General features: G+C 72.7%; 7 protein-coding genes. 3 read left to right on the top strand and 4 right to left on the bottom strand.

What is annotated here, in order from left to right; translation table 11 throughout:
- Window positions 1-35: 35 nt before the first annotated feature.
- Together LTT61_RS18175 and LTT61_RS18180 are read left to right on the top strand one after the other, a co-directional pair.
- Window positions 36-1,595 (top strand): ABC1 kinase family protein, encoded by a 1,560-nt coding sequence (locus LTT61_RS18175; protein WP_233015294.1) that lies wholly within the window; start codon window positions 36-38, stop codon window positions 1,593-1,595.
- Between the two features lie 177 nt (window positions 1,596-1,772).
- Window positions 1,773-4,145 (top strand): lysylphosphatidylglycerol synthase transmembrane domain-containing protein, encoded by a 2,373-nt coding sequence (locus LTT61_RS18180; protein WP_233015295.1) that lies wholly within the window; start codon window positions 1,773-1,775, stop codon window positions 4,143-4,145.
- Here the strand turns inward: LTT61_RS18180 and LTT61_RS18185 are convergent.
- The 3 genes from LTT61_RS18185 to fadD5 all read right to left on the bottom strand — a co-directional run bounded on the left by LTT61_RS18185 (window position 4,142) and on the right by fadD5 (window position 9,788).
- Complete coding sequence (locus tag LTT61_RS18185) at window positions 4,142-5,737, bottom strand: serine/threonine-protein kinase (RefSeq protein WP_233015296.1); 1,596 nt, start codon at window positions 5,735-5,737, stop codon at window positions 4,142-4,144. The genes LTT61_RS18180 and LTT61_RS18185 overlap by 4 nt on opposite strands.
- Window positions 5,734-8,100, bottom strand: a complete 2,367-nt coding sequence (locus LTT61_RS18190; protein ID WP_233015297.1) for a serine/threonine protein kinase — start codon at window positions 8,098-8,100, stop codon at window positions 5,734-5,736. The genes LTT61_RS18185 and LTT61_RS18190 overlap by 4 nt, the downstream gene beginning before the upstream one ends.
- Window positions 8,101-8,216: 116 nt before the next feature.
- Window positions 8,217-9,788, bottom strand: a complete 1,572-nt coding sequence (fadD5, locus tag LTT61_RS18195; RefSeq protein ID WP_233015298.1) for a fatty-acid--CoA ligase FadD5 — start codon at window positions 9,786-9,788, stop codon at window positions 8,217-8,219.
- A gap of 335 nt (window positions 9,789-10,123) precedes the next feature.
- Here fadD5 and LTT61_RS18200 point away from each other — a divergent pair, with 335 nt between their 5' ends.
- Window positions 10,124-11,098, top strand: coding sequence for an NAD(P)H-dependent flavin oxidoreductase (locus LTT61_RS18200; protein WP_233015299.1), 975 nt, complete (start codon window positions 10,124-10,126; stop codon window positions 11,096-11,098).
- A gap of 210 nt (window positions 11,099-11,308) precedes the next feature.
- Here the strand turns inward: LTT61_RS18200 and LTT61_RS18205 are convergent, their stop codons facing one another.
- Entirely contained in the window at window positions 11,309-12,268 is a 960-nt protein-coding gene (locus tag LTT61_RS18205) for an MBL fold metallo-hydrolase (RefSeq protein ID WP_233015300.1), read from the bottom strand.
- Window positions 12,269-12,355 lie beyond the last annotated feature (87 nt).

Genomic DNA, 12,355 nt, shown 5'->3' on the forward strand with positions numbered 1-12,355 from the left:
TGCGAAACTGAGCATCGCACAATGTGAGGTGACTCATGACCGAACGCGGGGGCACGAGCACTCCCGGCGCCGACGCCGGTGGTGAGCGGGTGCGCCGATTCCGCCGAACAGCGGGGCCGACAGCGGGTTTCGGCGGTGCTCAGGGCCGGGGTGCGGGGCGGTTGCCGGTGCGCTCGGCGGTGCGCGGGGCGCGAATCGCGGCGCTGCCGGTCGCCTACGCGGGCAGGCAGGCGGCGGGGCTGGGGCGCAAGGCGATCGGGCGCCCGGCCGACGAGGTCGACCGGGACATCCGGCTGCGCACCGCGCAGCACATCTTCGAGGTGCTCGGCGAACTCAAGGGCTGCGCGGCGAAACTCGGCCAGCTGCTCGCCATCTACGAGCTGGCGCTGCCGCCGGAGATCGCCGAGCCGTACCGGATCGCGCTCGCCAGGCTGCAGGACTCCGGCCCGGTCATGCTGCCGACGGTGGTGCGCGCGGTCATGGCCGAGAGCCTCGGCCCCGAGTGGCGCTCGCGCTTCCTGGATTTCGACGACCGGCGGGCCTGCGCGGCCTCGATCGGGCAGGTGCACCGCGGGATCTGGCAGGACGGGACGCCGGTCGCGGTGAAGCTCATGTACCCGGGCGGGCGGGCCGCGGTCGCCGCCGACCTCAGGCAGCTGCGCAGGCTCAGCACACTCGCCAAGGTCTTCCTGCCGAGCGCCGACGTGCTCGGGGTGACCGAGGCGATCTGCGACTGCGTCGAGCGGGAGCTGGATTTCGCGGCCGAGGCCGAGAGCCAGCGCACCTTCGCCGCCGCCTACGCCGACGACCCCGACCTCCGCGTCCCGCGGGTGATCGCGCAGCGCGGCGACGTGCTGGTGACCGAATGGCTGGAGGGCACACCGGTTCCGGCCATCGTCGAGCGCGGCAGCAGGGAGCAGCGCGACCGGGTCGGCACGCTGCTTGTCCGCTTCATGGCCTCGACCTGGCTGCGCAGCGGGCTGCTCTACACCGACCCGCACCCGGGCAACTTCCGGCTGCTGCCGGACGGCAGGCTCGGCGTGCTCGACTTCGGCGCCTGCCTGCCGTGGCCGCCGGACGGCTTCGACGCGCTGGCCGAGGACTACACCCGCGCGCTCTTCCGCGGCGGCCCCGACGAACTCGGCAGCACTGCCCGCAGACACGGCTTCGCGGAGCCGGATCGGGCGATCGACGACGGCGCGCTCTACAAAGTGGTCTCGCCCTGCATGGAGCCGCTGCGCCACGACACCTACCGGCTCAGCAACCCCTGGCTGCGCAAACACGTGCTGCGGGTGACGAATCCGCGGCTCTCGAACATCGTGCGGCAGCTGACCATGCCGGTCTCCATGACGCCGTTCGCGCGCGCGGTCCTCACCGCGGTCGGCGCGCTCTGCCAGCTGGAGGCGGAGACCTCCTACCGGGATGAGATCGCGCGCTGGTTCCCGCACCTGGACGCCATCGCCTACGGGACGGCGGAGCCGGGCGAGCCGGAGGACGCGCCGGGCAGGCTGCAGGGCCCCGTCGAGCTGGCGCTCGTGCGAGAACGCAGGCGGCAGGGCAGGCAGCCACGCTCTTCGATCGAGCGAACCGGATAATCGGGCGAGTCGTCTGAGACACGATGTCTCAGCACCGGGTGCGCACCGACACGCAGACCGACCGGCCACACCGGACCGCCGCGTACCCGGCGCTCCCCCCGTGTGCTGGTATGTATCGTGCGCCGGGGAGCACGCGGCCCCGCGTCCCGAGAGACGATCCGAAAGTACCGATACGCCATGCGAGTCGACGGGCGGGAAATTCCGGTCACCGGCAGCCTGCTGCCGCCGCTGACCAGGCGGACCAGCGATATCATTCGCGTGGTGCTCGCGGCGCTCGGCGTCGGGGTGGTCGTGGTCGGCTCGGTGATCACCCGGCCGGAGTGGCTGGCGCTGGAGCGCTCGGTCTCCAACATCATCGGCTTCCTGAATCCGGCCCAGTCCAATCTGGTCTACCTCTGCTACGGCGTCGCCATCCTGATCCTGCCCTTCGCGATCCTGATCGAGCTGGTCTGGCGGCGGCAGTGGAAGCTGATGGCCGGGTACGCGGCGGCCGGGCTGGTGGCCGGGCTGCTGCTCTCCATCACCGGCACCGGGCTCTCCGCGCCGCAGTGGCACCTGCAGGTGCCGGACCGCCTCGACACCTTCCTCTCCCAGTTCCTGGACGACCCGCGCTGGATCGCGGGCGCGGCCGCTGTGCTCACCGTCTCCAGCCCGTGGCTGCCGACCCGGGTCCGCCGCTTCATGTGGTTCCTGCTGCTCGCCTTCGCTCCGATCCACCTGGTGGTGAGCACCGTCGTGCCCGCTCGCGCCATGTTCGGGCTGGCGGTGGGGTGGCTGGTCGGCGCGGTGATCGTGCTCGCGGTCGGCACGCCCGCGCTCGAGGTTCCGCTGGACGCCGCGGTGCGGCTGCTGGCCGGGCGCGGGCGAACGGTCACCGCGTTCACCGTGCTCCGCCCGGCCGGGCCCGGACCGCTGGTGCTGGCCGCCGCGGTGGACGGCGCCGAGCGCGAGCTGATCGTCGACCTCTACGGCAAGAACCAGCGCAGCCACAGCGCGCTGCGCCAGCTCTGGCGCAGGCTCACCTTCCGCAGCAGCGAGACGCCGTCGCCGTACGGCTCCATGCACCGCGCGGTCGAGCACCGCGGGCTGCTCGCGCTGGTGGTGCGCGACGCCGGGGTGGCCGCGCACGAGCCGATCGCGGTGAGCGGGCTGGCCCGCGGCTGGTCGCTGTACGCGCACTCGGTGCCGCACGGCAGGCCGCTCGCCGAGTCCGACGCCGATATCCTGCCCGCGGTCTGGGCGGCGCTCGGCACCCTGCGCGAGCACCAGATCGCCCACGGTGACCTGCGGCCGAGCGAGATCCGGGTGCGCGAAGGGGTGGTGCTGTTCGGCGGCTTCGCCAGCGCCGAGTACGGCGCAAGCGACACCCAGCTGCAGTCCGACATCGCGCAGCTGCTGGTGACCACCACCTCGCTCTTCGGCAGGGAGCCCGCGGTGCGCACGGCCATCGAGGCGCTCGGCGAGCAGGCGGTGCTCGACGCCTCCCGCCGGCTCACCAAGTTCGCGCTGCCACCCGGCATGCGGCGCTCGGTGCCGGACTGGAGCGACCGGCTCGGCGAGGCGCGCTCCGAGGTGCGCAAGCAGACCGGGCAGGACCGGATCGAGGCCGAGCAGATCACCCGGTTCAGCCGCAACCAGATCATCCAGCTGGTGCTGCTGGTCGGGCTGGTCTACGTGGCCTACCCGTTCATCAGCGCGGTGCCGACCTTCTTCACCCAGCTGCGCACCGCCAACTGGTGGTGGGCGCTGCTCGGGCTCGCCATCTCCTCGCTCACCTACGTCGGCGCCGCGGTGGCGCTCTGGGCCTGCGCCTCGCGCGGGATCAGCCTGTGGGGGCTGATCGTCATGCAGATCGCGAACACCTTCGCCGCGACCACCACCCCGGCCCGGATCGGCGGACTCGCGCTGAGCGTGCGGTACCTGCAGAAGGGCGGGCTCGGGGCGGTGCGCGCCACCGCGGCCGTCGCGCTGCAGCAGGCGGTGCAGGTGCTGACGCACATCACCCTGCTGCTGTTCTTCAGCGTGGCGGCCGGGACCTCCGCCGACCTGTCGCACTTCGTGCCGGACGCGACCGTGCTCTACCTGATCGCCGGGGTCGGCGTCGGGATCGTCGGGACCTTCACCTTCGTGCCGAAACTGCGCGGGTGGCTGAACGACTCGGTGCGGCCGCAGCTGCAGGAGGTGCTCGGCGAGCTGGTCGCGCTCGCCCGCGACCCGAAGCGCTCGGCGACCATCGTGGTCGGCTGCGGCGCCATCACGCTCGGCCAGGCCGGGGCGCTGTGGGCGTCGGTGCAGGCGTTCGGCGGTGGTACGACCTTCATCACCGTCACCATCGTGACCATGATCGGCGGCACGCTGGCCTCGGCGGCGCCGACGCCGGGCGGGGTCGGGGCGGTGGAGGCGGCGCTGATCGGCGGGCTGGCCGCGTTCGGGCTGCCCGCCGAGGTCGCGGTGCCGTCGGTGCTGCTCTACCGGGTACTGACCTGCTGGTTGCCGGTGTTCTGCGGATGGCCGATCATGCGCCGGTTGAGCGCGCAGAACAAGATCTAGGCGGGTTTCAGCGTTCCCTTCAGCGTGGTGCCGAGGGGGCCGGGGAAGCTGTAGCCGATGCTGCCGTCGGGGTTGGCGGTGATGGTCGAGACGCTGCCGTTGTCGGTGCAGTCGGCGGGGCCGCCGGTGAGCCGGGCGCGCAGCGAGACCTCGGTCTCGCTCGCGGCCAGCAGCGTTTCGGCGCGCTCGCAGGTCTGGCTGAAGATCACGCCGGTGTTGCTCGCCTCGCCGACCTCCTCGCCGATCTGGCCCGAGCGCAGGGTCAGCTCGATGTCGAGGGCGGCGAGGCCGTCGGTGATGCGGCCCTTCCAGCTGCCCGCGAAGCGGTCGGGGAGGGCGGGGATCGAGCCGGTCGGGTCGGTGGTCTCGGTCGGCTCGTCCTCGGTGGGGACGGTGGTCTCCTCGGTCGTGGTGTCGGTCGTCACGGTGACGTCGCCGACGGAGCCGCCGTTGCGGAGGGCGAGGGTGACACCGGCGGCGATCGCGAAGACCAGCAGTATCGCGGTCACGGCGAGGAGGGCGTTGCGGCGGCCGGTTCTCCGGGGTGCTGGGCCGGGGACGCCCTTGGTGGTGCCGTGATCGAAACCGGCCGGTGGCGGGGTCGTGCGGTAGGCGGTGGCGGCGTAGCGCTGGTCGTGGCCCGCGGGCGGGGTGCGGGGTGCGGTGTCGGCGTGGCCCGAGGGCGGGAGAGTGGTCGCGATCCGGTGCTCGTTGCCGGTCGACCAGTTGACGGCGGCGGGCGCGAAGGTCGCGGCGGTGCCGTGGTTCCAGGCGGCCGGATCGGTGAGCGCGCGGCGCGCGGCGTCGACGAATTCGGTGGCGGTGCCGAAGCGTTCCGCCGGGTCCTTGGCGAGGGCGCGGGCCAGGACGTCGTCCAGGGCGGGCGGGACGCCGGGGCGCAGCTCGCCGAGGCGCGGCGGGGGTTTGTAGAGGTGGCCGAAGATCTGCTCGGCGACGCTCTCACCCGCGAAGATCTTGCCGCCCAGAATGCACTCGGCCAGCACGCAGCCGAGTGCGTAGATGTCGGCGGGCGGGCCCGCGACGCCCTCGAACCGCTCCGGCGCCATGTACGCGATCGTGCCGAGCGAGGCGCCGGTGCTGGTCAGCCCGGTTTCGTCGTCCGGCTTGGCGATGCCGAAATCGATCAGGTAGGCGAAGCCGGTGCGGTCGATGAGGATATTGCCCGGCTTGATGTCGCGGTGCACCAGCCCGGCCGCGTGCGCGCCGTCCACCGCGGCGCCGATCTGCGCCAGCAGCTCCACCGCGCGCACCGGCGGCATCGGGCCGCGCTCGCGCAGCAGGGCGCTCACGTCCACGCCCTCGACCAGCGCCATATCGATGTAGAGCTGGTCGCCGACGCGACCGAACGAGTGGATCGCCACCAGGTGCGGATTGTGCAGCCGCGCCGCCACCCGCGCCTCCCGCTCGAAGCGGCGGCGGAACTCCTCGTCGTCCGCGAGTTCGGCGGGTAGCAGCTTGAGCGCGATGAACCGCTGGGTCGGCTGGTGGAAGGCGCGCCAGACCTGGCCCATTCCGCCGCGGCCGATCACGGAGTCGAGGCGGTAGTCGCCGAACCAGCGGGTCGCGCTCACAGGGTTTTCGCCCGGGTGGGCTTGGGGTCGGTGGTCGTCGCGGATGGGGTGGGATCGGTCACCGGTGCGGACGTGGAGGTTCCGGGTTCGGCAGGGGTGCCCGCGGGTGTCGCGGAGGTGGGGGCCGGGGCGCCGGGTTCGGCGACGGGGGCGGGGGCTGGCTCGATAGGGGCCGCCGCGGGCTGGGTGGGGAGACTCGGCCCGGAGGCGGGCTCGATGGGGGCCGCGGCGGGCTGAGTGGGGAGACTCGGCCCTGGGGCGGGCTCGATGGGGGCAGCGGCGGGCTGAGTGGGGAGACTCGGCTGGGTGGAGGTCGGCTCGGTTGCCGTCGTGGTGGCGGGGGTGGTGGTCGACGGCGTCGTCGTCGGCGGCTCGGTGGTGGGCTGCGGAGTGGTGACCGGGACCGTCGTCGTCGGCTGCGGGACGGTGGTCGGCTGCGGCTGCGGCACGCTGGTGATCGGCGCGCCGACCGGCACCGACGGCAGGGGCGGGCGGGCGGCGTCCACCGGCGGCGCGGGTGCGGGCACCTCGCCCGCGGGCGGCGGGGCGAGCACGGGTTCGGTGCGGGCGCCGGGCACCTCCACCGCGATCGGTGCGCCCGAGGCGGGCGCCGGGTCGGCGGGTGGAGCGGCTACGCCGGGCAGTTGCTGACCGGGCGAGGTGCCGGCGGGGCCGATCACCGAGGTCGGTGCGGTGCCCGCCTCTTCACTCGGACCGTCCGGAGCGGCGAGCAGGAGGGTCGTGGTCAGCACCCCGGCGCCGAGCACGCCGAGCACCACGGCCGCCGCCCGGACCGGAAGCGTTTTCGGCCGTGCCGGTTTCGGCGCGATGAGGATCGGGTCGCGCAGGGTCACCCGGCCACGCCCGACGGGTGGCGCCGAATCGGGTTCGGGCAGAACGGGGGTCGGCGCACCCGCGATCGGCGGCTCCGACCGCGGCTGCGAGTCCGCCGCAGCATCCTCCGCTGGCTTCGCGAGGGGGTCGGCTCCGTCCACAACAGCGGGCGGTACCGCCTTCGCGGCAGGGGAACTCGCCTCACCGGCCACAGGCAGGGCGGGAGGCAGCGCATCGTCCGCAAGCGCGGGCACCTCCTCGCCGGCGGGGTTCGAGACGCCATCGGCTCCCGCCGCCGGCTGCACTCCCGCCGTCGGCTGCACCCCCATCGCCGGTTGCACTCCCATCGCCGGCTGCGCTCCCGCCGTCGGCTGCACTCCCCTCGCCGACTGCACTCCCGCCGCCGGCTCCGCTACCGCCGTCGACTGCACCGGCTCATGCGCGAGTCCGGGCGTCTCCGCGACAGCGGAATCCACGGCTACCGGTGCGGATTCGGCAGAGTCACTGTCCGCGGCCGGGAGCGCGGGCGTTTTCACGAGACCGGCCTCGAGCTTCGACGCGCGCGCGGGCGACTCCGTCTCGTCCGCCGCCCCGAGCACCGGCGTCGCGACCCCGCGCACCACCAACCGCTCGGCCCCGGACTCCGCCGACACCGGCGAGGGCGCAACAGACACCGGCACAGCGACCGGCTCGGAGACGAAATCCGCAGCCGCCTCCAGCGCGGCCCAGGCCGCAAGCGCGAACTCCCCGGCACTGCCGAACCGCTCCTCCGGCTTCTTGGCCAGCGCCTTCGCGATCACCCGATCCAGGGCGGGCGGCACGTCGGCGACGAGCGTGCTCGGCCGCGGCGGTGCGTGGTTGAGGTGCGCGTTGATCTGCTCGGCGTGGCTGTCCCCGGGAAACGCCCTGCGCCCGGTGAGGCATTCGACCAGCACGCAGCCGAGCGAGTAGATGTCGCTGCGCGCCGTCGCCTCGCCGTCGAAGCGCTCCGGCGCCATGTAGGCGATGGTGCCGATGGCGACGCTGCCGGTGGTGAGGACGGTCCCGTCCCGCGGCCTGGCGATGCCGAAGTCGATGAGGTAGGCGAAGTCGTTGCGGCTGACCAGCACATTGCCCGGCTTGATGTCGCGGTGCACGAGGCCGGCGGCGTGCGCGGCGTCCACCGCCGAGGCGACCTGGCCGAGCAGGCGCACCGCCCGCTCCGGCGCCATCCGCCCGCCGTCGATGAGCAGCGCGGCGAGATCGTCGCCGTCGATCAGCGCCATGTCGATGTAGAGCTGGTCGCCGACCCGGCCGAAGGAGTGGATGGCGACGACGTGCGGGTCGCTGAGCCGGGCCGCGACCCGCGCCTCCCGCTCGAAGCGGCGGCGGTACTCCTCGTCGTCGGCGGCAGCGGCGGGGAGGAGTTTGAGCGCGACGAACCGCTCGGTCGGTGCGTGCCAGGCCTTCCAGACCCGCCCCATCCCGCCTCGACCGACTTCACGGTCGAGCCGATACTCGCCGAACCAGCGCTCCCCCGCCTCTGTCATTCCTTTTCAACCTGCCGATCGCCGTCGGCCCCCCGCGCGTGCGACGGGCCGCCCCCGATTGTTCCACGATCGGCCTGCCCGGTGCCCGCCGGATTCCGCCGGGCACCGGAACAAGATCAGGACGAGAAGTCTTTCCGCAACTGCACCTTCACGACCTTGCCGCTGGCATTGCGCGGCAACTCCGCGACCACGACCAGGTCCTTCGGGTGCTTGTACCGCGCCAGGCTCTCGTTCAGGAACGGCTCCAGCTCCGCCAGCGTGAGCTCGGCATCCGCGTCGTGCAGCGCGACCACCGCGACCGGCACCTCGCCCCACTTCTCGTGCGTGCGCCCGATCACCGCGGCCTCGCGGATCTTCGGGTGCGCGAAGAGCACGTTCTCCACCTCGGCGCAGTAGATGTTCTCGCCGCCCGAGATGATCATGTCCTTCTTGCGGTCGACCACCCAGACGAAGCCTTCTTCGTCCTGCTTGACCAGGTCACCGGAGTGGAACCAGCCGCCGGCGAAGGCGTCCGCGGTGGCCTCGGGCTTGTTCCAATAGCCCTGCATGAGGGTCGGGCCGCGGTAGACGATCTCGCCGACCTCGCCGGGGGCGACGTCGTTCATCTCGTCGTCTACCACGCGGGTCTGGATGGTCGGGATGGGCTTGCCCACCGACCCGAGCTTGCGCAGCGCGTCCCTGCCCTCCAGCACGCAGGTGATCGGCGACATCTCGGTCTGCCCGAAGACCGCGACGTTGGAGGCGTTCGGGAAGCACTCCGCCATCGCCTCCAGCACGCTGTTCGAGGCCGGGGCGGCGCCCCAGCTCAGCACCTCGAGCGCGGTCTTGCGCTCCTTGACGTCCGGCACCGCGCAGATCGCCTGCCACTGCGCGGGGACGCAGAACGCGGTGGTCGCGCCCTCGGCCTCGACCGCGTCCAGGAACTCGACCGGGTCGAAGGCGCCGAGCGGGTGCAGCACGGTCTTGGAGCCGAGCAGGAAGGCGGGCGCGAGGCTGCCGAGGCCGGCGATGTGGAACAGCGGCGAGGTGCAGAAGCCGACCGTGTCCGGGGTCGAGGAGAGCGCGCGGATACAGGTCAGCGCCTGCGCGTTCATGTTCGCGTAGGAGAGCACCGCGCCCTTCGGGCTGCCGGTGGTGCCCGAGGTGTACATGATCAGCGAGGGGGTGTCCTCGGGGATGTCGCGCGGCGTGTGCGCTTCGCCCTCCTCGGCGAGCGCGTCGGCGAAGTCGATCACGCCGTCACCGGAGGCGCCGTTGATCACGAACACCGACTCCAGCCCGGGCGCCTGCGCGCGCACCGCGACGGCGAGCGGCTGCAGCACACTGTCGGTGACGACGGCCTTGGCGCCGCTGTCGCTGACGATGTAGGCGACCTCGGGCGGGGTGAGCCGGAAGTTCACCGGCACCGCGATGGCGCCGAGCGCGTTGATGCCGAACACCGCCTCCAGGTACTCGGGGTAGTTCAGCGCCAGGATGAGCACCCGGTCGCCGAAGCCGACGCCGCGGCGGGCGAGCGCGTCCGCGAACCTGCCCGAGCGCTCGTGCAGCTGCCGCCAGGTGGTGTCGGCGCCCTTGAACCGGAGCGCCACCGCGTCCGGCCGCATCTGCGCGTGCGTCGCGAGCTGGTTGTTCCAGTGGTTGCGACGCGAGCGGATCGGCTCGTCCAGCGCCTGTGCACCTGTGGTCATCCCACGAACTCCTCTCGAACCGCCACCCGGCCGGGCCCTGAGTGACCCACACCACTGGCGGCAGATTTCCGGGCCAGAATATCAACTAACTTTTGCGCTCGGCAACAGATCGCTATGGGAATCCTCGTTCAGGAGACGAATTCGGGTGATTTCTCTCAGTAACGACCTAGAACTGCTGTTTTTCCGCCGCCTTCGAGCGCTCGTCCCGGACGATCGTGGAAGCGGTTTGCGAATCTCGGCTCACTTGTGGGTTGTAGGCGGGTGGATCGACGTGTCACGATCGTCGGGTCCGGGCGAATTCCGGCACGCCCGCGCGAACACGAGGAGAGAGCGCAATGCTGCGGACCAGGTTCACCGAGACATTCGGCGTGGAACACCCGATCGTGCAGGGCGGCATGATGTGGGTCGGCCGGGCCGAGCTCGTCGCGGCCGTCGCGAACGCGGGCGGCCTCGGCTTCATCACCGCGCTGACCCAGCCAACCCCCGACGACCTGCGCAAGGAGATCGAGCGGACGCGGGAGCTCACGGACAAGCCGTTCGGGGTCAACCTCACCATCCTGCCCTCGATCAACCCGCCGCCGTACGCGGAGTACGCGCGGGCGATCATCGAGAGCGGCATCAAGATCGTCGAGACCGCGGGGAGCAACCCCGAGCCCTTCCTGCCCGCCTACCGCGAGGCCGGGGTGAAGGTGCTGCACAAGTGCACCAGCGTCCGGCACGCGCTGAAGGCGCAGAAGATCGGCGTCGACGGCGTCAGCATCGACGGCTTCGAGTGTGCCGGGCACCCCGGTGAGGACGACGTCCCCGGGCTGGTCCTGATCCCGGCCGCGACAAGGGTGCTGGACATCCCGGTGATCGCCTCCGGCGGCATCGCGGACGCCCGCGGGCTGGTCGCCGCGCTCGCGCTCGGCGCCGACGGGGTGAACATGGGCACCCGCTTCCTCTGCACCGCCGAGTCGTCCATCGCTCAGCAGGTCAAGGAGCAGATCGTCGCCAACTCCGAGCGCGACACCCAGCTCATCTTCCGCACCCTCGGCAACACCGCGCGGGTCGCGGACAACGCCATCAGCCGCAAGGTCGTTGAGATCGAGAAGGCGGGCGGCACCTTCGAGGACGTGCGCGAACTGGTCTCCGGCGCGCGCGGCCGCAAGGTGTTCGAGGAGGGCGACCTGGACGCGGGCATCTGGTCCACCGGCCTGGCCCAGGGGTTGATCGAGGACATCCCCACCTGCGCGGTGCTCGTCGAGCGCATGGTGCGCGAGGCGGAGGAGCTCATCACCGGGCAGCTCGCCGGGCTCGTCGCCCGCTAGGACGTCGCCGCCGCGAACGGCGAAAAGCGGTGGCGACCTGGGTGCCGCGCAGGGGCGGCGAGCCACTGTCCCTGTGCGGTACCCGCATTCGCTCCGGCACCGCGCGAGTTCCTCGGCACCGCGCGATCGGATGCCGCCCGGCGGAGCGGCCTCCGCGCCGAGCGCGACCGGACCGAACGGGTTCGAGGGGCGGGGTGTGCGGGCAGCGCGTCAGCGCCGGGGGTTTCGCGCGGCGCGGGCCGTGACGGCGGCGTGGTCGTGGGCGGCGATGAGCTCGATACCGTCGGGGAGCGCGTGCAGGCGGTGGATGGTGGCGAAGGCGGCATCCCGGTCGGCGTCGAAGAGCCGGCCCGGCATGGGGGCCTTCTCGCGCAGCGTGTCGACCTGGAGTTTGCTCCAGACCGCGTCGCCGGCGAGCAGCACCCGGGTGCCGTCGTCCACCGCGAGCAGGACGCCGACGCTGCCCGGGGTGTGGCCGTGCAGGTCGAGCAGCAGCACTGAACCGTCGCCGAAGAGGTCGTGGCTGCGCGGGAAGCCGAAGACCGGCGGGCCGTCCAGCTCGAGGGGCTCGGTGGTGCGATTCCGCAGTGGGCCGCGGGCGACGCCGATCGGAGCGCGCGGACCGGCCAGCGCCCAGTCCCGCTCCACCGCGGGCAACCGCACCGGCACCCGATCGGGCAGCTCGAGCAGCCCGGAGACGTGGTCCCAGTGCAGGTGGGTGGGGAGCACGAACTCGATCGAGTCCACCGCGACGTCCCGCGCCGCCAGCGCGTCGGCCAGGCCGAGCACCGGCCGCTCCGGGGCGACCAGCAGCGGCACCGGGAAGGGCAGCTCGGGCAGCACCCGCTCGTGTACGCCGGAGCAGAGCGCCGGGTCGATCAGGAACCGCGCCTTCGGGTGCTCGACCAGGAAACTGCCCATGACCAGCGTCATCCGGCCGAGTTCGCGGGTGCCCTCGGCGACGATGGTGGTCGGGGCGTGCATGGTGGCCTGGGTGAGCACGGTCAGCGCGACGGTCGCCCGCGCGGGCGGCGGGTCGGCGATTCGCAGCGCGGCCAGCAGCGCGGTGTCCGGTTTGCGGGGGCGGAGCAGCCGCCCCGGGGTCGCGGCCAGTGCGGCGCAGCAGCGCAGCAGGGTCGGCACCGTCGCGGTGCGGTCGTCTCCCGGCATGGGGTCACTGTAGCGACGCAGGGGCCGCGCGGATGTCGTCCGGCCGCGCGCTTGCGCGGCACCGCGGATCGCGCACCGCCCGCGCGC

Source organism: Nocardia asteroides (assembly GCF_021183625.1).
Taxonomy (GTDB): domain Bacteria; phylum Actinomycetota; class Actinomycetes; order Mycobacteriales; family Mycobacteriaceae; genus Nocardia; species Nocardia asteroides_A.